16 protein-coding genes are annotated in these 21,079 nt (G+C 37.1%); 10 read left to right on the top strand and 6 right to left on the bottom strand.

Annotated elements, in window-relative coordinates; translation table 11 throughout:
• The first annotated feature begins 135 nt into the window (after nucleotides 1-135).
• From rpoC to MZO21_RS11375, 8 genes are all read left to right on the top strand, one after another.
• Complete coding sequence (gene rpoC, locus MZO21_RS11410; RefSeq protein ID WP_154771971.1) at nucleotides 136-4,326, top strand: DNA-directed RNA polymerase subunit beta'; 4,191 nt, start codon at nucleotides 136-138, stop codon at nucleotides 4,324-4,326.
• Between the two features lie 135 nt (nucleotides 4,327-4,461).
• Nucleotides 4,462-5,004: a hypothetical protein gene (locus tag MZO21_RS11405; RefSeq protein ID WP_248103554.1), complete on the top strand. Its 543-nt coding sequence runs from the start codon at nucleotides 4,462-4,464 to the stop codon at nucleotides 5,002-5,004.
• A 131-nt stretch (nucleotides 5,005-5,135) separates the two neighbouring features.
• Nucleotides 5,136-5,492: a DNA transfer protein p32 gene (locus MZO21_RS11400; protein ID WP_154771973.1), complete on the top strand. Its 357-nt coding sequence runs from the start codon at nucleotides 5,136-5,138 to the stop codon at nucleotides 5,490-5,492.
• Between the two features lie 256 nt (nucleotides 5,493-5,748).
• Nucleotides 5,749-7,116 carry a Na+/H+ antiporter family protein gene (locus MZO21_RS11395; RefSeq protein ID WP_248103557.1) on the top strand — a complete coding sequence of 456 codons (1,368 nt, stop codon included), beginning with the start codon at nucleotides 5,749-5,751 and terminating at the stop codon, nucleotides 7,114-7,116.
• Nucleotides 7,117-7,362: 246 nt separating this feature from the next.
• Nucleotides 7,363-7,968 (top strand): OmpW/AlkL family protein, encoded by a 606-nt coding sequence (locus tag MZO21_RS11390; protein WP_248103559.1) that lies wholly within the window; start codon nucleotides 7,363-7,365, stop codon nucleotides 7,966-7,968.
• Between the two features lie 152 nt (nucleotides 7,969-8,120).
• A complete protein-coding gene (locus MZO21_RS11385) occupies nucleotides 8,121-8,465 on the top strand; it encodes a lysozyme inhibitor LprI family protein (RefSeq protein ID WP_248103562.1) in 345 nt (114 codons plus the stop codon).
• Nucleotides 8,466-8,552: 87 nt separating this feature from the next.
• Nucleotides 8,553-10,472 (top strand): molecular chaperone HtpG, encoded by a 1,920-nt coding sequence (htpG, locus tag MZO21_RS11380; protein WP_248103565.1) that lies wholly within the window; start codon nucleotides 8,553-8,555, stop codon nucleotides 10,470-10,472.
• 207 nt (nucleotides 10,473-10,679) lie between these two features.
• The gene (locus tag MZO21_RS11375; protein ID WP_248103568.1) at nucleotides 10,680-10,901 is read left to right on the top strand and encodes a hypothetical protein; all 222 of its coding nucleotides are present in this window, start codon (nucleotides 10,680-10,682) and stop codon (nucleotides 10,899-10,901) included.
• 84 nt (nucleotides 10,902-10,985) lie between these two features.
• Here the strand turns inward: MZO21_RS11375 and MZO21_RS11370 are convergent, their stop codons facing one another.
• The 3 genes from MZO21_RS11370 to MZO21_RS11360 all read right to left on the bottom strand — a co-directional run bounded on the left by MZO21_RS11370 (nucleotide 10,986) and on the right by MZO21_RS11360 (nucleotide 13,131).
• Complete coding sequence (locus MZO21_RS11370) at nucleotides 10,986-12,068, bottom strand: hypothetical protein (protein ID WP_248103571.1); 1,083 nt, start codon at nucleotides 12,066-12,068, stop codon at nucleotides 10,986-10,988.
• A 10-nt stretch (nucleotides 12,069-12,078) separates the two neighbouring features.
• Complete coding sequence (locus MZO21_RS11365; RefSeq protein ID WP_154771979.1) at nucleotides 12,079-12,264, bottom strand: hypothetical protein; 186 nt, start codon at nucleotides 12,262-12,264, stop codon at nucleotides 12,079-12,081.
• Between the two features lie 165 nt (nucleotides 12,265-12,429).
• On the bottom strand, nucleotides 12,430-13,131 hold the full coding sequence (locus MZO21_RS11360; RefSeq protein WP_248103574.1) for a DsbA family oxidoreductase: 702 nt from the start codon (nucleotides 13,129-13,131) through the stop codon (nucleotides 12,430-12,432).
• 242 nt (nucleotides 13,132-13,373) lie between these two features.
• Here MZO21_RS11360 and MZO21_RS11355 point away from each other — a divergent pair, with 242 nt between their 5' ends.
• Together MZO21_RS11355 and MZO21_RS11350 are read left to right on the top strand one after the other, a co-directional pair.
• On the top strand, nucleotides 13,374-14,123 hold the full coding sequence (locus MZO21_RS11355; protein WP_248103577.1) for a hypothetical protein: 750 nt from the start codon (nucleotides 13,374-13,376) through the stop codon (nucleotides 14,121-14,123).
• 100 nt (nucleotides 14,124-14,223) lie between these two features.
• Nucleotides 14,224-15,432, top strand: a complete 1,209-nt coding sequence (locus MZO21_RS11350; protein WP_032028744.1) for an IS256 family transposase — start codon at nucleotides 14,224-14,226, stop codon at nucleotides 15,430-15,432.
• Nucleotides 15,433-15,498: 66 nt separating this feature from the next.
• Here MZO21_RS11350 and drt2 read toward each other — a convergent pair whose 3' ends face one another.
• The 3 genes from drt2 to fadB all read right to left on the bottom strand — a co-directional run bounded on the left by drt2 (nucleotide 15,499) and on the right by fadB (nucleotide 20,620).
• Nucleotides 15,499-16,860, bottom strand: a complete 1,362-nt coding sequence (gene drt2, locus MZO21_RS11345; protein ID WP_248103413.1) for an antiviral reverse transcriptase Drt2 — start codon at nucleotides 16,858-16,860, stop codon at nucleotides 15,499-15,501.
• A 421-nt stretch (nucleotides 16,861-17,281) separates the two neighbouring features.
• A complete protein-coding gene (fadA, locus tag MZO21_RS11340) occupies nucleotides 17,282-18,454 on the bottom strand; it encodes an acetyl-CoA C-acyltransferase FadA (protein ID WP_248103410.1) in 1,173 nt (390 codons plus the stop codon).
• Between the two features lie 12 nt (nucleotides 18,455-18,466).
• Nucleotides 18,467-20,620, bottom strand: a complete 2,154-nt coding sequence (fadB, locus tag MZO21_RS11335; RefSeq protein ID WP_248103407.1) for a fatty acid oxidation complex subunit alpha FadB — start codon at nucleotides 20,618-20,620, stop codon at nucleotides 18,467-18,469.
• Between the last annotated feature and the right edge of the window lie 459 nt (nucleotides 20,621-21,079).

Raw genomic sequence — 21,079 nt, 5'->3', positions numbered from 1 at the left:
TAGTTCCATTTAATCCCCCTTGCGAAGCAGTGCTTCTCACCCTTTGAAAAGGGGCAAGGGTGGATTTTCAGTTAAAAAACAATATTTGTGACCCAGTTGTTGAGTGAAAATCTCCACAACACACGGAGAAAAAAATTGAAAGACTTGCTCGATATCATGCGCAAAAAGACGGATTCAGACGGTCATGCTCCTGTAGAGTTTGACCGCATCCGTATTGGTCTTGCGTCACCAGAAATGATTAAGTCATGGTCTCATGGTGAAGTTAAAAAGCCTGAAACCATTAACTATCGTACGTTCAAACCAGAACGTGATGGTTTGTTCTGTGCCAAAATCTTTGGTCCAGTAAAAGATTACGAGTGCTTGTGTGGTAAATACAAGCGTATGAAATACAAAGGCGTCATTTGTGAAAAATGTGGCGTTGAAGTAACAACTGCGAAAGTTCGTCGTGAACGTATGGGTCACATCGAATTAGCTTCTCCAGTTGCACATATTTGGTTCTTGAAATCATTACCAAGCCGTATCGGTTTATTACTTGATATGACGCTTCGTGATATTGAACGCGTATTGTATTTCGAATCTTATGTTGTAACTGACCCTGGTATGACTCCATTTGAGAAATACCAACTTCTTAACGATGAAGAATACTTCAATGCGTTAGAAGAGCACGGTGATGAATTCACTGCGAAAATGGGTGCAGAAGCAGTTCAAGATTTGTTGAAAGACATCGATCTTGAAAACGAAATTTCTCGTTTACGTGAAGAAATTCCTAATACAACTTCAGAAACTAAGCTTAAAAAAGCTTCTAAGCGTTTGAAGTTGATGGAAGCGTTCAAAGAATCTAACAACAAACCAGAATGGATGGTGTTGACTGTACTTCCAGTTCTTCCACCAGATCTTCGTCCGTTAGTTCCTCTTGAAGGTGGTCGTTTCGCGACTTCTGACTTGAACGATCTTTACCGTCGTGTAATTAACCGTAACAACCGTTTAAAACGTCTTCTTGACCTTGCGGCTCCAGACATTATCGTACGTAACGAAAAACGTATGTTACAAGAGTCTGTAGATGCATTGCTTGATAACGGTCGTCGTGGTCGCGCAATTACAGGTTCGAACAAACGTCCTCTTAAATCTTTGGCAGATATGATCAAAGGTAAACAAGGTCGTTTCCGTCAAAACTTACTTGGTAAGCGTGTTGACTATTCTGGTCGTTCGGTAATTACTGTAGGTCCTACATTACGTTTACACCAATGTGGTCTTCCGAAAAAAATGGCACTTGAATTATTCAAGCCATTCATTTTCGCTAAACTACAAGCATCTGGTCAAGCAACAACCATTAAAGCTGCGAAGAAAATGGTTGAGCGCGAAACTCCAGAAGTTTGGGACGTTCTTGCATCTGTAATTCGTCAACATCCAGTGATGTTGAACCGTGCGCCAACACTTCACCGTTTAGGTCTTCAAGCATTTGAACCTACTCTTATTGAAGGTAAAGCGATCCGTCTTCATCCGTTAGTTTGTGCGGCATTTAACGCCGACTTCGACGGTGACCAAATGGCGGTACACGTTCCATTAACACTTGAAGCTCAATTAGAAGCTCGTGCGTTAATGATGTCTACAAACAACATCTTGTCTCCAGCGAACGGTGAGCCAATCATCGTACCTTCTCAAGACGTTGTCTTAGGCTTGTATTACATCACTCGTGATGCAATCAATGCCAAAGGTGAAGGCATGGTGTTTGCGGATACTGACGAAGTAAACCGTGCACTTGCAACAGGTCAAGTTGATTTACACGCTCGTGTTAAAGCACGTGTACATCAAACTGTAATTGACGAAGATGGTAACCGTGAACAGCAAACGATTGTTGTAGATACAACTCCAGGTCGTTGCTTACTTTGGGAAGTTGTTCCTGAAGGTATGGATTTCCAACAAATTAACCTTGAGATGAACAAAAAGAACATCTCTAAGTTAATTAACTCTTGCTACCGTAAATTAGGTCTTAAAGATACAGTTATCTTTGCTGACCAATTGATGTACTTGGGCTTCCGTCAAGCGACTCGTTCAGGCGTTTCTGTTGGTATGGAAGACATGTTAATTCCACCAAATAAAGAAGCGATTATTGCGAAATCTGAAGCTGAAGTTCGTGAAATCGAACAACAGTTTGAACAAGGTTTCGTAACTGCTGGTGAGCGTTATAATAAAGTTGTCGATATTTGGGCGCGTACAAACGACCAAGTAGCGAAAGCGATGATGGATAACTTATCTTTCACAACTGTTAAAAACAAACAGGGTGAAGATGAGAAGCAAAAATCATTCAACTCGATTTACATGATGTCTGACTCAGGTGCCCGTGGTTCGGCAGCTCAGATTCGTCAGTTAGCGGGTATGCGTGGTTTGATGGCTAAGCCAGATGGCTCGATCATTGAAACACCAATTAAAGCGAACTTCCGTGAAGGTTTGACAGTACTTCAGTACTTCATTTCAACACACGGTGCACGTAAAGGTTTGGCCGATACAGCACTTAAAACAGCAAACTCGGGTTACTTAACTCGTCGTCTAGTAGACGTAGCGCAAGACTTAGTAATTACTGAGCCAGATTGCGGTACTTTAGGCGGTCTTGTAATGACTCCGTTCATTCAAGGTGGTGATGTAATTGAGAACTTGGGTAGCCGAGTACTTGGTCGTGTTGTTGCTGAAGATGTAAAACGTGTAGGTTCTGAAGAAGTTATTCTTCCACGTAATACGCTTATCGATGAGAAAATTGCAGCATTCCTAGAAGAAGCTGGTGTCGATGAAGTTAAAGTACGTTCAGTAGTTTCTTGTGAATCTACATTTGGCGTATGTGCGAAATGTTACGGTCGTGACCTTGCTCGCGGTCACTTGGTAAATCCAGGTGAATCTGTGGGTGTAATGGCTGCTCAATCAATTGGTGAGCCAGGTACACAGTTAACAATGCGTACGTTCCACGTTGGTGGTGCTGCAAGCAGAACTTCTGCTGCAAACAGCGTACAAGTTCGTAATAAAGGTACAGTACGTTTCCACAACGTGAAAACAGTACAACACGCTAAAGGTCATTTGGTATCAACTTCACGTTCAGGTGAGATTGGTATTGCGGATGATATTGGTCGTGAGCGCGAACGTTATAAACTTCCTTACGGTGCGTCTATCTTACTTAAAGATGGTGAAACGATTGAAGCTGGCGGTATCGTTGCAACTTGGGATCCACATACACATCCACTTGTAACAGAAGTTGCCGGTAAAGTACGCTTCAGCCAAATTGCTGACGGTGTAACTGTTACCTCTAAAACTGATGATGCAACAGGTATGACAACAATCGAAATCTTACCAGTGACTTCACGTCCTGCGTCAGGTAAAGATTTACGTCCAGCAGTTGTATTGGATACTACAGATGGTGGCGAACAGTTCTACTTCTTACCACAAAACACAATTCTTTCTGTCCGTGATGGCGAAACAATTGGTGTGGGTGATGTAATTGGTCGTGTACCACAAGAATCTTCACGTACTCGTGATATTACCGGTGGTCTTCCACGCGTAGCCGATTTATTCGAAGCACGTAAACCGAAAGAGCATGCAATTCTTGCTGAAATTTCTGGTGTTGTAAGCTTTGGTAAAGAAACTAAAGGTAAGAATCGTCTTGTGATTACTCCGGATGATGGCTCTGAAATTTATGAAGAGTTAATTCCTAAGTGGCGTACGATGAACGTGTTCGAAGGTGAGCATGTGAACCGTGGTGAGACTGTTTCTGATGGTCCACAAAACCCACATGACATCTTACGTTTGAAAGGCGAAGTTGCGCTTACAAACTACATCGTGAACGAAGTTCAAGATGTATACCGTTTGCAAGGTGTAAAAATTAACGATAAGCACATTGAAGTAATCGTACGTCAAATGTTGCGTAAAGTTGAAATCACTGACGGTGGCGATACAAGCTTTATTAAAGGCGAACAAGTGGAATACATCCGTGTTGTTGGCGAAAACCAAGCTGTACTTGCTCAAAACAAGTTCCCTGCTAAGTTTGAACGTCAATTAATGGGTATTACAAAAGCATCGCTTTCTACCGACTCGTTCATCTCTGCTGCATCGTTCCAGGAAACAACTCGTGTGTTAACTGAAGCTGCTGTAACAGGTAAAGAAGATGATTTACGCGGTCTGAAAGAAAACGTTGTTGTAGGTCGTCTGATCCCAGCGGGTACAGGTCTTGCTTACCACTTAGAACGTCGTCGTCAAGAATCTGAAGCTGCTGAGTTTGAGCTTGTAAATGATTTCTCTGACGTAGATCAAGCATTAAGCCAAGCATTTAACGAAGAATTTTAATTCAACGTTAAATGATTGAATGAAAAGGCGCCTTAGGGCGCCTTTTTTATATCTAAAATAAACACTTTTAAAAATACGTTATTTTTCATATATTAAATAAGTAAAAGATCATGACAATTAATTGAGGGATTAAACATGAAGTTAAATAAAACAATTTTAGGCTTAGCAGTGTTGGGTTTATCTACATTTACAATGGCAGCACCTATGCCACATACCATTACTGTTGAAGATAAAGCTGTTGTTCCAGTGCTTAAAACAGAAGTGATTCGTAAAATTGCAGGTCAAAATGCAACGCGCCATGTAGAAGCTACAATTTTTGAAGTAACAAATAAAGGCAAAGATGTTGTTGCACGAGAAGTTGAATTTAATGATGATCAACAACAATTTTCAGAAAAGAAATTATCTATTCCTGTTGTGAAAAAGGGTGGTGTAATTGTACCAACTTCAAAAATTGAGCTGAATACAACAATTACACAAGGTGGGGAAGTACTTTCTAAAAATAAGAAAATTGATGCTGAAGGTGTAGAGTTTAAAAAGGATCAATCTGAACCTGTTAAACGTACACTTAAACTGAATGAGGCAACAGGTGTAGAGGCGAATAAAAAAGTATCACATGTTGTAACAACAGAAAATGGTGAAAAAACACGTGATATGCTGATTATTAATGAAAATCCATAAGTGAATGTTGATGAATTTTTAAGGTTTTATTTCTGAATTTAAGCTTAACATTCACAATATTTTACTTACATAAATTCATTATTCATTGTTTAAAAAATGGCTAATATAAATTGAACAAAAGGAGAGGCGCTATGAAAAAATTAGTAATGATGACAAGCGTGGTTGCAGCTTCAGCTTTTATGTTGGCAGGCTGTGAAAATATGAGTACAAACCAACAACGTATTGGTGCCGCAGCTTTAGGCGGTGCAGTTGGTGGTGGTGTGGGAAATAAAGTGGGCGGTAGTGTTGGTGCTGCTGCAGGAGCTGGCGCAGGTTCTGCTGTTGGTAGCAAAACTCAGAATGGCTCAAACCGTAATGCAACTTATAGTGGCGTTGGTGGTGCTGTAGGTGCCATTATAGGAAAAGAAGTGCTAGGTGGTAATTCTGGTGCGGCTATAGGTGGTGCATTGGGTGGCGGTGCAGGTGCTGCTATTGAGCAGAAGAAATAGAAGTTTCTTTGAGTCTTGTTTTAAAAAAGCGCAATGATTTGCGCTTTTTTATGTTTATAGATATTAAAACCACTTGTTCAATTTAAATTATATTTACCAAAAAATGAATTTTAGTTGATGAAATTTAATGGAATGTTTGAATCTTTTATCGTCAATATTTTATATTAGCTAGATATAAAATTGTAAGCAGATAACTGGAGTAAATTTAATAGGAAACTCTGATAAAATACTTCTTTTTTAAAAATTACTATTTTCTATGTTTGCAATTCTTGCTGCCATTACAGTCATGTTTGGATTGTCATTGGCTCGTGTTCCTGTCGTATTTGCATTAATTATTGGTGCGGTAACTGGTGGTTTATTAGCTGGACTTGGTATCCATGGAACAATTGAAGCATTCAATAATGGTCTAGGTAATGGTGCGCAAATTGCGCTTGCCTATGGTGTGTTGGGTGCATTCGCATTGGCTTTAGCTCGTTCAGGCTTGCCAGATTTGCTTGCTTATAAGCTCATTACTACTTTAAAAGGTAATAGTGATGTTAAAGCACAAAATCGTGTGAAATATATGATTTTTGGTACTATTGCTCTTGCTGCTATATGCTCGCAAAACGTGATTCCAGTGCATATTGCTTTTATTCCAGTATTGATTCCACCGCTACTTAGCGTGTTTAACCACTTAAAGCTAGACCGTCGTTTAATTGCTTGTGTGTTGACCTTTGGTCTTGTTGGTACTTACATGTTAGTACCTTTTGGATTTGGTGCGATTTTCCTGAATGATATTTTAGGGCAAAACATCAATACATTTGGTAAGCCATACGGTTTCAGCATTTCATATGATCAAATTCCACATGCGATGCTTATTCCTGTGCTGGGAATGTTTATTGGTTTATTAATTGCGGTATTTTTTAGTTATCGTAAACCAAGAGAATATTCAGATTTAAACGTTAAATCTTCGCAGAATACGATTTCTAATAGTGTAAAAAGTGATGAAAATGGCAAACCGCTAGTTGCTAAATTTACACTGATTATGGCGGCTATAGCTGTCGTTATGACGCTGTTTGTACAAGTGATATCTGATTCAATGATTTTAGCAGGACTTGTAGGTGTTGCTATTTTAAGTTGTGCAGGTATTTTCAAATGGAAAGAAGCAGATGATGTAATTGTAAGTGGTATGCGTATGATGGCATTGGTTGGCTTTATTATGATTTCTGCGCAAGGTTTTGCATCAGTTATTGAAGCGACAAATCAGGTACCTGCTTTAGTACAAGCATCTGTTCAATGGATTGGTGATACTCAAGGCTTAGCAGCATTTTGGATGCTTTTGATTGGCTTACTTATTACATTAGGTATTGGTTCGTCATTTTCAACAGTACCTATTCTTGCCATTATTTACGTACCGTTATGTTTACAGTTTGGCTTTAGCCCTGCTGCAACAATTGCACTTATTGGTACAGCAGCAGCGCTAGGTGATGCAGGTTCGCCAGCTTCAGATTCTACATTAGGTCCAACATCAGGTTTGAATATGGATGGTCAACATGACCATATGTGGGACAGCGTAGTACCTACTTTTATTCACTACAACATTCCACTAATGATTTTTGGTTGGATTGCAGCAATGGTTTTATAATCTAATCTTTATAAATATATTAGAAGTGAATATATATTTATTTCTGATAAATTTAGTAGGATTAAAATAAAAAATATTAGATTAATAAGGTTGGATTTAAAACCAACCTTATTAGTCAAATTAAAATAAATTTTAATAAAAAACAATAAGATATAAACTTATTAAATATTAACAAAATAATATCTATTGCATAATATTAATACACATGTTTATTATAATGTTATTCATAACAAGGGTATTTTAAAAATGCTAAAACAAGTTGCTCTTATTGCATTAATGGGTATGTCTGCTTCTGCTATGGCTGGTCAATGGCAAGTTAAAGTAGGTGGTTCTGTAATCGCTCCAACTCAGAACACAAATGTTGCTGGTGTTGGTGTTGTAGAAGCAGATAACGAACTTGCTTTTACTCCGTCTGTAGAATATTTCTTTAATGATAATTTCTCTGCAGAGTTGTTATTGGCTACACCTATTAATCATGACATTACTGTTAAGGGTGATGTAAATGCAGGTGTTAACATCAAACATTTACCACCAACGTTAACTGCTAAATACCACTTTAAAAACTCTACAGGCTTTACACCATATGTAGGCGCAGGTGTTACGGCATTTATTCCATGGGATGAAGAAACTTCAGGTGATTTAGCTAGTGCTAAAGTGAAAGTTAAAGAAGACTATGGTTATGCTGCACAGGTAGGTGTTAACTTCCAACCTGCAGATGCAAAAAATTGGGGTGTTTTCCTAGATGTGCGTTATGCTGATTTAAGCCCAGAAGTAACTGTTAATAAAACTACTAAGTTTGACTTAGATATCGATCCTGTAATCTATACATTAGGTTATAGCTACAAGTTCTAAGAATTTAGAAATGTAGAATATTTGAAGCCTCATCTTTTGATGGGGCTTTTTTATTGCAAATAGAAAACAAAAATGATGTAGATGCTGTATTGAATATCTTGTTATGTGCAGATAGTTTATTAAAGAATATATAAATAAAGATAAGAGAAATAATGAAAATATTTATTCAATCTCTGCTCATGATAATGAGCTTTTTTCTGACACAAACTTATGCGGCAAGTTTCGATTGTAATCATGCAAAAACAAGTACAGAGCATGCAATTTGTGAAAGCTTAGCTGTGAATGATGCAGATGTTAAAATGGCAACCACTTATAAAATAGTCAATAAATTGGTGCCAATGGGAACCCGATCTGTCATTCGAGATGAACAGGTGAAGTGGTTAGCTATGCGTGATCGTTGTGGTAAAGCTGAAGCTTGTTTAAATGAAGTTTATAAAATGCGTCAGCAACAACTCGATATTTATTTACAACGTATTTATAAAAAAGGTCCTTTCTAATTTTTTTAAATTTGCTATTGAAAAATAAGCGCTAAGCTCCAATTCATTATGTATCCAAAACAATGTAATGAATTTAAGGAGTAATGAATGAGCGAGCAAAGCGCACAAAAACATAGTTTCCAAGCTGAAGTGGCTCAGCTATTACATTTAGTGACGCATTCTCTATATTCAAACCCAGAAATTTTCCTACGTGAATTGATATCGAATGCATCTGATGCGTGTGATAAATTACGTTTTGAAGGGATTAATCATCCTGAATATTATGAAAATGATCCTGACTTACATGTTCGTGTAAGCCTAAATAAAGACAATAAAACAATTACAATTTCTGATAACGGAATTGGTTTAACTCAACAAGAAGCCATTGATAACTTGGGTACGATTGCAAAATCAGGTACGAAAGACTTTATGTCTAAGCTTTCTGGCGACCAAAAGTCAGATGCGCAATTAATTGGTCAATTTGGTGTTGGTTTCTATTCAGGTTTTATTGTTGCTGAAAAAATTACGGTTGAATCACGTCGTGCAGGTGCCGCTACAAACGAAGCAGTTCGTTGGGTAAGTGGCGGAACAGGTGATTTTGAAGTAGCGCAAATTGAAAAAGAAAGTCGTGGTACAGACATCATTTTACATTTACGTGATGATGCACTCGAATACCTAGAAAGCTACAAAGTGAAGAATATTATTAATAAATATTCAGATCACATTAGCTTGCCAATTGAAATGCAAAAAGAAGTTTGGCAACAAGAAGAAGTTGTGGAAGGCGAAGAACCTCAAGGCGGTCAATATGTTAAGACTGACGAATGGGAAGCAATTAACTCTGCAAGTGCTTTATGGACACGTAATAAATCTGAAATTACAGAAGAGCAATACACAGAGTTTTATAAAAACCTAAGTCATGACTTTGAAGCGCCACTTGCGTGGGCACATAACCGTGTTGAAGGTAGCACTGAATATACGCAATTGCTTTATATTCCAAGCAAAGCACCAGGCAATATTTTTACACGTGAAGCAAAACCAGGCATTAAGCTGTATGTGAAACGCGTATTTATTATGGATGAGGCAGAAAACCTGATTCCAAACTACTTACGCTTTGTTCAAGGTATTGTAGATAGTGCAGATTTACCGCTTAACGTAAGTCGTGAATTACTTCAAGAAAGCCGAGATGTTAAGACAATTCGTGAAGGTAACACACGTCGTATTCTCACAATGTTAGATGGTTTATCTAAATCTGAAGACGAAAAAGACCAAGAGAAATACAAAACTTTCTATGCAGAATTTGGTTCTGTATTGAAAGAAGGCTTGGGTCAAGACTTAGTGAATCATGACCGTATTTTAAAACTTCTACGTTTTGCAACATCAACCAATGATGACGTTTCAACAACATTGGCAGATTACAAAGCACGTATGAAAGAAGGGCAAAATGCCATTTACTACGTGACTGCAGATAGCTTAAATGCTGCGAAAAACTCTCCACAACTTGAGTTATTCAAGAAAAAAGGCATTGAAGTATTGTTGATGTCTGAGCGTGTAGATGAATGGGCAATGGAGTTTGTTCATGAATTTGACGGTACGCCAATGCAAAATGTGGCAAAAGGTGCGGTAGATTTAGGCGATCTTCAAGATGCAGAAGAGAAAAAGGCATTGGAAGAAGCAACAGAACAATTTAAACCTGTTGTAGAGAAGCTATCTTCGGCATTGAACAAGAAGACTAAAGAAGTACGTGTAACAACTCGTCTTGTCGATTCTCCAGCATGTTTAGTGACAAGTGATGGTGATTTATCTCCGCAGTTGTTACGCATGCTAAAACAAGCAGGACAGCCAGTACCTGAAATTAAACCAATTTTAGAAATTAACCCTGAACATCCATTGGTGAAAAAGTTAGAAAGCTCTGAACAGTTTGATGACTTGGCAAATGTGATTTTTGATCAGGCATTAATTGCAGAAGGCGGTTTACCTGATGATCCTGCTGAATATATTAAGCGTATTAATAGCCTTTTATTGAAGTAATGATTAGGTTCTATTGAGTTTAAGAAGCCTCCTTAGGGAGGCTTTTTTTATTAAATAAAATGTTAAAAATGGAATATTCTTGGCGATATATTATTCAAATTACCTATGTAAATAATAAGAAAATACGTCTACACTTAGATCTAAAAATAAGATTAAAAAATAAGTATTAATCTATAATAACGATGTTTTAATTTTGGAATTTAATTTATGAAAATTTTTCTATCTCTCGTTGCATTTTTTAGTATTCCATTGGTTTCTATGCAAGCTGCACTTGCAAATGTATCGGAAAAAAATGTTGTTTCTAAATCAGTTACATCTACTAGTAAAGCATTAAGTCATGTAGATATTAACCCTTTTGTGGATAATCAACGTTTAGACAAAGCGAAAATGGATGAAAAATCTTCGCAGAAAAAACATTCTATTCGTTAGAACCACCTTGTTGCATGTTGTGAAAATATAAATGTGTTCGATTGTTATATATGCAAAAGCCCATCTCATTTGATGGGCTAAAATTTAAGGATTTTCTATTTTTTTCTGTAAGGCATTAAGTAAATCTAGCGTAACAATAGGTTGTGGTAATGACGTTATTATTTCTTGAATCATTTGCCAATTTAGACCTTGCTGCCGTGTAAAAGTTATAAACGGATAAGCAAGGTCTTGTTCGTTTAGCAGCAAGCGATTTGTGCCACAAATTAAACGAATTTTCCCACGTTCTTCTAAAAATAATAAAGGTGTGTTTATTTGTGCTTCATCTTCTTCAAAGAAAATAAACTTTCTATTTGAAACCAAATTTTTAGGAATAAATGGGAGGTATTGGCTTTGTTGCCAAACAATCGTATTCGATGAAATATATGCTTTAAAAAGCGTATCGTTGCTATTTAAAGCATTTTTTAAGTTTTGCCACTTTAATTGACGAATAGCTGAAATTTCACAAGATAGGCTTTGGCTATAGGCTTTTAGTGACGCAATAGCTTCTATTTCACTTTCTGCACCCATATAAATAATATATTGAGTGAAGCTTCTTGTATCTGTTGTTTCTTCAGCCATAAAAATTGGATGATTAATTAAGCTTTCGATATTGGCTTCATTGATGAGAACAATATTGTTTGAGTGCTCTGAAATTGAAAACTCATAAAGAGAAGTTTCATTATTTTTTAAAAGAATAGGTTTAACAGAATAGTTTGTACCATCAATATTTACATTTTCGAGCTTAGGCGTAGCTGTTTGTATTGGTGGAATATCACTTAAAATTGGGGTTTCTTGTTGTAAATTTTCGGGTTTTAAAGCTTCATCTGTTGTTAATGGTTTTGACTCTTCTATTGGTGGCTCTGGTTCAGGTTTTTTGAGCTCTTGAACTGCTAAAGTGTAATTATGAGTTCCTCTTTGAGAAAGCGTGGACTCAATAATTTTCACTTCATTTTTTATAGCATTTTGTGGAAGGTATTTTTGAAAAATGGGCTCATCAAACAAAGTACAAATATCTTGAATGCGCTTTTTAGCCTGAGCTGTTTCAAAAAGTGAAAGTGAGCCGTGCTCTAAGCTTGTCGTTAACTCTTTCAGCTCTTCAATGTACTTTGTTTTTTCTATGTTATTCATATTCAGTAGCTCAAAGGAGTTTATGCGCCTTTTCTAGATAACTACCCAAAACAATATTTAACGCTAATTCAACCAGTTTATATTCTGAAGAAAGAGGATCTTGATATTTTTCAGACATTTCAAATAATTGTTGAATATGAATTGTTTGAGGTGGAACTTCATTTCTTATAAGTGCTTGTAACAAAGATAAGTGCATAATGAACCTGAAAAATTAAGTAAATTTAAGTTTTTGTATAAAAACTTAGGAATTCAAACCGTATTTTTTAAGAAAAATTTTGTTACGTTTTTTATAATAATCAATCAATTTGAAAATGCAAAGAAAAAGCCATCAAAATTGATGGCTTTTTTTATATAAATAGACTTATTGTTTTGGGACTTCACATTCATCATCTACACAAGTTGGTGCATCTTCAGTATTTGCTTCTGTTGTTGCTGGAGCTTCTAATGCTTTTTCCATCACTTGTTTAAATACTTCAGTAGGTTGCGCACCTGCTAAAGCAACACGTTGGTCAAATACAAAGAAGGGAACGCCTGTTACTTGTAATTGTTCACGAGCAACTTCTTCGTCAAATTTTACGAAGTCTGCATAAGCGTCAGAATCTAAAAGATCGTCTACTTCTACAGGGTTTAAACCAATACGTGACGCAACATCTTCAATTGTTTCACGCTCACCAATTGCTAAACCTTGTGTCATATAACTAAAGAAGAACGCTTCTTTTGCTTCTGAACCTAAACCTTTGCTTTGAGCAAGGTGAATAAGACGATGTGCATTGAATGTATTGCCTGAGTTTGCACCTTCCCAGTTAAATTCAATACCTTCTTCTTTTGCCATAGTTGCAATATTGCGTTGCATTTCTTCAACTTCAGCAAGCGTACGACCATATTTTTGTGCCAAACGTTCAGAGTTTGAAACTTCTTGGCGAACAGGAGCTTCTGGGTCTAATTGATAGCTGTGCCAATGAACTTCGAGTTCTACACCTGCTTCTGTTGCTGCTTTTTCTAATCTTTTTTTACCAATATAACAAAATGGGCAAACCACATCTGACCAAATATCTACGCGCATGAGTATTCTCTTTTCATTACTTATTTTTAAAGTGGGGATAGTTTGTATAAATTAAAGCATGAAATTCATAATTAGATGTTAAACGTACAAATCATCATAAAAAAGTAACTTATATATGCAATTTATTCTAATTTTATAAAACCTTTAAAAATAAAGTGTTGTTGCGATTGGTGATTGTGTTTTGTATAAAAAGCATGCAATTATAAGGCTCAAATTGACTATACTTTTGTATAGGAGAAAAAATGAAACGTGTAGTGTTGGTTATTGCTGCGGCAACATTCAGTATTTTTGGATATATGATTTATCAATATAAAGTACAACAAAATGAGCTAGCACAATTAGAGGTTTATCAATCTGTTATACAAGATGAAGGTCAATTGATTTTTGAGGCTGCGCAAAAGTGGCAAAAACCTATTTCTGTAGATTTAAACACTTCAAATTTAGATGATGATTATAAAATTATGGCAGATTTTGTGCTGAATTTTATGGTGCAAAGTGCAGAAGCTCGAAATACGTATTTACGTGAATTAAAAGCATTAAATTGGGATAAGTTTTTAGATGTAAACCGTTTAGATAAAGACAAAAAGAATAAATATGAAGAAACGGAAATTATGTTTATTGCTGTAAAAGAGGTGATGACTCGTTACCAAGAAAGTATGGTGCATCGTGATGAGTTGGCATTAAACGAAGCAAAACATTTAAAAGTGAACCAGCGTTTTCGTCGTTATTTAACCGAGTCTTTTAAAGAAGTGGTGAAGCAGAATAATGGGCAAGAATTATTTGAGCTTGAACAGCAAAGTTTTGCGAAAGCGCAGGCTTTATTTGCCATTTTAAAAGAGAGTAAGTGGCAAGCGAAGAGCAATATGTTTATGTTTCAGGGGGATGATCACGTGAAACAGTTTAATCAGATTTATAAAGAAATGCTTGAGCTAGATAAGCAAATGAAAAAAGTGAGTCAGAAAAATCAGAAGGCGATAGAAGCGAGTTTGTAGAGTTTGAGATGTAAAAAAGGATGCAGATGAGACTGTAAATTAAATTGTGTAATTGCCTGAATTTGCTATGTTCATATTCACAACGGAGTCAGGCAACATGATGAACGAACAAAAACTAAAAGACCTTGCAGCAGAATTTGCTAAAGGAATCAAAACAGAAGACGATCTCAATCAATTCACCCGATTGTTGACTAAACTCACTGTTGAAACGGCTCTCAATGCCGAACTTACCGAACATCTCGGACATGAAAAGAATGCTCGTAAGAACGGTTCAAATGCTCGTAACGGTTATTCCAGTAAGACCGTGCTGAGCGATGATGGTGAGATTGAGATCACCACACCACGAGATCGTGATGGCACATTTGAGCCACAGCTAATTAAAAAGAATCAGACTCGTATCACGCAAATGGATAGCCAAATTCTATCCCTTTATGCCAAAGGCATGACTACCCGTGAAATCGTGGCTACTTTCAAAGAAATGTACGATGCTGATGTATCGCCAACGCTTATTTCCAAGGTGACTGATGCTGTTAAGGAGCAAGTCGCTGAATGGCAAAACCGTCCGCTGGATGCACTCTATCCCATCGTCTATATGGACTGTATTGTAGTTAAAGTCCGTCATAATGGCAGTGTTATCAACAAGGCTGTATTCCTTGCCTTAGGCATTAATCTTGATGGACAGAAAGAACTGCTCGGCATGTGGATGGCTGAGAATGAAGGTGCAAAGTTCTGGCTGAATGTCCTGACTGAGCTTAAAAACCGAGGGTTGCAGGATATTCTGATCGCCTGTGTGGATGGACTAAAAGGCTTTCCTGATGCCATTAACAGCGTATACCCGCAAACCCATATCCAGCTGTGCATTATCCATATGCTGCGTAACAGCTTGAAATACGTATCATGGAAAGATTACAAGGCCGTCACTCAGGATTTAAAAGCCGTTTATCAGTCACCTACTGAAGAGGCAGCCTTGATGGCCTTGGATCAATTCGCCCAAACATGGGATGACAAGTACCCACAGATCAGCAAAAGCTGGCGTACACACTGGGAGAATCTAAATACCTTCTTTGCTTATCCAGCCGAGATACGCAAAGCCATCTATACCACCAATGCGATCGAATCATTAAACAGCGTAATACGTCAGGCGATCAAAAAGCGTAAAGTCTTTCCAACGGATGATTCTGTACGTAAAGTGATTTACCTGGCAATTGATGCAGCGTCTAAAAAGTGGAATATGCCTATTCGCGACTGGCGTTTAGCCATGAGCCGCTTTATTATTGAATTCGGTGACCGCTTAAGCAATCACCTTTAAATTTATGAAAAGCAATTACACAAAATTATTTACAGGCTCATGCAGATGCATCCTTTTTTGTTTGTATTACGACTTTTCTATCACATATTCATAATGTTCATGATTTTGAAGTTCTTTATCATGAAGTTTATTTTTAAGTTTAGACCAATGTGACTTTATTTGTTCTTTAATAGCAGGTTCATGCATTGTTCGTGATGCTTTGAGTGCATAACTAATATAATTTCTTTTACCAATAAATGAAAATCTGCGATAAATATGTTTGTTATGCCTTTTTAGAGGTTCTAAACCTCTTTTGATTCTTGATGTATTAATTCGCACTAAATGTTTATTAGTCATTCGAATTGCTTTATTAACTTTGTGAGAATATTTAGCTAACCCTGTATCCCTTAATAGCACTTTATTGCCATCGTAAGTAAAGCCTAAATATTGAAGTTCATCTTTAGAAATACGTGTTCCATTTAAAAATTCAGCTATTTTGGTTTTTTTATCTTGAATTATTAATTTCATTTTCGCTATTTGATTTTGAGAAAGTCTCAATAGTTGATACTGATTTGTTCTATCACATATTATTAAAATATCATCACAGTATCTATAATATTTAGCATTAACTTTATCAGTCTCTTTTTTCAATTTTTCATCAAATTCCATCATATAAATATTAGATAAAAAAGCACTAATTGAGGAGCCTTGAGGAATTCCTTTTTTCTTATTATTTTTAATTATGATTTTATTACTTCTAACTTTTTCTCTAAACTCTTGACTCGTGCATAGGCGTTTAAGATCTTTGTGATGGCTATTGATTGAAAGTTTTAGGTTTTCATAAACTAGTTTTTTTTCTACATAACTATATTGGGTTATTGATTTAAACACGTTGTAATGATCACTTGGTAAGGTATCCACATCTAGAATTTCTTTCCAAGTTTTTTTTAATAATTCATGATCAAGTTCATCAAAGAAACTCTTTATATCTAAGCAAATTACTGAACAGTTTTGCCGTTTTTTTACTTCATCAAAAACTTGTTTTGCAAAATTAATGTTATTTGGAGAGTTAGGAAGTTTTCTAAATGCTAAGACCGAATTTTGTAGTTGCTTTTGAATCAGCATTTCTTCGTAACGAGGTGTTAATAGAAATGCGTAATAAGCATAAATATGACCGTCTATATGTGCAGAGTACTTTATTTCTCTAATTTTGGGTTCACATTTGACAATTGGGTATCTATCTTTTTTGCCATTTTCCTTAATTTTTCGAGTCTTATCTTTTTTAATTTTTTGTGATTTTAAATTGAAGTGTATAAATGGGTAGAATGCATGTTTTTTCACATTATCTGGATTTGTGACATATAGGTAAGTTTTTTCTGAAGAAAGAGGATAGTCAAAATGTAAATAATTTTTCTGTCGATCTTTAAAGAATTTTGGCTCTATATTCATTATTAGAAAACTCAAGGAAAGGCTGACGATAATCCTCGTAAGAAACGCTCTATTCTAAGAACAGAGATCCTTGAGCATACCCAAGTACCCAAAAATTACGTACCCTCTAGAAGAAAGCTTCTACATCGTCTTTAGATCACGAAAGGAATATACTATGAGAAGCATTGATTACATTCTGTGGAGTACTTTATATATTATATTCAGTATTTGGTTCCAAGCAGTATGCAACATATCATCTGAACTGCTAGAAATTACTCTAACATTTCTGATTACAATACTTGACAACAGATTACCTTCCTCATACTCAATAGTATGAGCCTGATAAATATACAAAAGTATCAATTAATTATCAATATCTATTTGATTTAAAATAATAAACCCCGCAATAAGCGGGGTTTATTTTTATCTAAGTGTTTAAAAATTAAACACGTTCGATAATGGTTGCGATACCTTGACCTAAACCAATACACATAGTCGCTAAACCAATTTGCGTATCTTGTTGTTCCATTACGTTTAGAAGCGTAGTGGTAATACGCGCACCCGAACAACCCAATGGGTGACCAAGCGCAATAGCACCACCATTCAAGTTAATAATGTCTTGCTTCTCGTAAATACCCAAGCCTTTCATTACAGACAAACCTTGAGCAGCAAACGCTTCATTCAACTCAATAGTTTGAATATCTGCCATGCTTAAACCAGCACGCTTCAACGCTTTTTGAGTTGCAGGAACAGGACCATAGCCCATAATTGCAGCATCACAACCTGCAACCGCCATAGAGCGAATTACAGCACGAGGCTTAAGACCTAAAGCTTGAGCACGTTCAGCAGACATCAATAACATTGCAGAAGCACCATCAGACAACGCTGAAGAAGTTCCCGCTGTTACAGAACCACCTTTCGGGTCAAACACAGGACGCAAAGCAGCAAATGCTTCAAGGTTAGAATCAGGACGAATTACTTCATCAATATCGCAAAGCTGTTTAAAGCCGTTAGCATCGTGACCTTCAACACCAATAATTTCGTTTTTAAAACGACCTTCTTGCGTTGCAGCCCAAGCACGACGATGAGATTCAACACCAAAAGCATCTTGCTCTTCACGGGTAATGCCATTCATACGACCTAACATTTCAGCCGTTAAGCCCATCATGTTAGACGCTTTTGCATAATGCTTAGACGCTTCAGGATTTAGGTCGATGCCGTGCATCATTCCTACGTGACCCATATGCTCTACACCACCAATAATGAAAATATCACCTTGGTTAGTCGCAATTTGTGCAGCCGCCGTGTGAATTGCTTGCATAGAAGAACCACAAAGACGGTTTACAGTTTGACCTGCAACAGTTTTTGGTAAATCTGCCAACAAAGCGATGTTACGTGCAACATTCATCCCTTGTTCAAGCGTTTGGTTTACACAGCCCCAAATTACATCTTCAACTTCATTCGTATCAAACTGGTTACGAGCAACCAATGCACGAACTAATTCAGCAGATAAGCTGTCAGCACGCACATTACGGAACATACCATTTTTGGTTTTACCCATTGCTGAACGTACACCATCAACGATGACAACGTCACGTGGATTTAAAGTAGCCATTCACGTTGCTCCTTAACCGTAGAATTTTTTGTTGTTAGCAGCCATGTCACGCAACATTTGTGGCGCTTCATAAGCTTTACCTAAGTGAGCGTATTTGTCGCAAAGTGCAACGTATTCAGCAACACCTGTTTGGTCGATGTAACGCGCAGGACCACCACGGAATGGAGGGAAACCTACACCCATAATCATCGCCATATCTGCTTCAGAAGCTGTCGCAACAATGTTGTCTTCTAGGCAACGAACAGTTTCATTACAGAATGCAAGCATCATACGATCAATAATTTCTTGAGCATCAAATTCACGTTTTTCAGAAGTTGCAACAGAAGCCACAAGCTCGTAAGCCGTTGGATCAACCACTTTGGCTTTTTTACCTTTACGGTCAAGTTCGTATTTGTAGAAACCAACGTCATTCTTTTGACCAAGACGTTTGTTTTCATACATCACTTGAATAGAGCCTTTGTAGTCAGGCTTCATACGGTCAGGGAAACCTTCCGCCATTACTTCAGCACCATGAACGCCAGTATCAATACCAACAACGTCCATCAGGTAAGCAGGACCCATAGGCCAGCCGAAACGTTCCATTACTTTATCAATTTGTTGGAAGTCAGCACCATCTTTTAGAAGAAGGTCGAACGCACCAAAGTAAGGGAACAATACACGGTTTACTAAGAAGCCCGGGCAGTCGTTCACAACGATTGGTGTTTTACCCATTTTCTGAGCAAGAACAACAGTTGTTGCGATTGCTTCAGCAGATGTTTTCTCACCACGAATCACTTCGACCAATGGCATCATGTGAACAGGGTTAAAGAAGTGCATACCTACAAAGTTTTCAGGACGCTCTAGGTTTTCAGCCAAACGCGTAATTGAAATAGTAGATGTGTTAGACGCAATAATCGTGTTTTCGCGAACTTTCTTCTCAGTTTCAGACAATACGATGCCTTTCACTTTAGGATTTTCAGTTACAGCTTCAATAACAATATCAACGTCTTTGAATTCGTCATAGCTTAATGAAGGACGAATGCGCGCAAGAGTTTCACCCATTTGAGCAGGCTTCATTTTCTTACGTTCAACTTGTTTAGTCAGTAAACCATTTGCTTCTTTCATACCTAAAGCAAGTTGTGGATTACCAATGTCTTTCATAATAATTGGTGTGCCTTTGCTTGCCGCTTGGTAAGCAATACCACCACCCATAATACCAGCACCTAACACAGCAGCTTGGTTTACAGGATGCGCGCCTTTTTCATAACGCTTCGATGTTTTTTTCACAATTTGGTCGTTGATGAATAAACCAATCAACGCGCCTGCTTGTGGAGTTACAGCAGCTTTCGCAAAGCCTTGAGCTTCTACTTTTAAAGCTTCATCACGTGGAAGGCTTGCACCTGCTTGTAGCGAATCTAAAAGTAATTTTGGCGCAGGGTATTGCGCAGGATTTGCTTTAGAAAGTACCGCACCTTTAGATGAGTTAAATGCCATCATTTGTTCAATAGGGCTTAATTTAACAGGATCTAATTTTTCTTGGCGTTTTGCTTTCCAGTCTAAACGACCTGCAATTGCTTGTTTAACAAGGTCAATAGCAGCATCTTGTAATTTGTCCGCAGCAACAACAGCATCAACAGCACCATCTTTAAGTGCAGCAGCAGGTTTTTTAGGATTAGCCATAGCCATCCATTCAACTGCATTGTCGATACCAATGACACGGCTTAAACGAACCGTACCACCAAAGCCTGGGAAAATCCCCAGTTTGATTTCTGGCAAGCCAACTTGCGCTTGTTCAGACATCACACGGTAGTCACAAACAAGGCACATTTCGAAACCGCCACCTAAAGCCATGCCATTAATAGCAGCTACTTTAGGAAGGTTTAAATCTTCGAAAGAATTGAAGATGTCATGAACAGGCAAAGCCCAATCCACAATTGCTTGTTCACCTTGTGCAAAGTTAGCACCAAATTCTGTAATGTCTGCACCAACGATGAATGTAGATTTTGCACTTGTTACGATTAAACCTTTAACATCGCTATTTGCTTTAACAGCGTCAATTGCAGCTTTAAAATCTTCAATTGTTGCACGGTTAAATTTGTTGACCGACTCACCTTGTAAGTCAAAGCGGAATTCTGCAATTCCGTCCGAAAGCATTTGGACGGTAATGGCATTGCCAGCGTGGATCATGCCTGATCTCCTTTATTTTGGAGGACTTCTAAGTTGATGTTTTGAAGCGTATGCGCTTTCCTGCGCATCGTATACTTCGCTAATCTTACGATAACTATATCCAAAAAGAACATAACAAGTTGTATCAAGCCGTGACGCAAGGGTCATGAAATTTTATTTAAGCTTTTCTTGCATTGATATTTTTAAGATTCAGCCACTAATAAGTAGATACTAAGAAATAATTGTTTCAATTCAAATTTTTAATAGTTTCGTTCTATTTTATATTGGAATTTAGCCTGAAAATTCAAGTTTTATTTGAGTATATTTTTGGTCAAAAATGTCAATAGAATAAAAAATTATGTATTGAATATCAAAAATAGAACACTGCATTTGAAAAGTGCAAACACGATTTGCATGCTTAATTTGTTATAATTTCACCAATTACTCATGTCTTTTATTAAAGGCAAATTAAAAAGACTT

The sequence above is a fragment of the Acinetobacter portensis genome, from assembly GCF_023158935.1.
Classification (GTDB): domain Bacteria; phylum Pseudomonadota; class Gammaproteobacteria; order Pseudomonadales; family Moraxellaceae; genus Acinetobacter; species Acinetobacter faecalis.
This window is presented reverse-complemented; position numbering and strand designations above follow the sequence as displayed.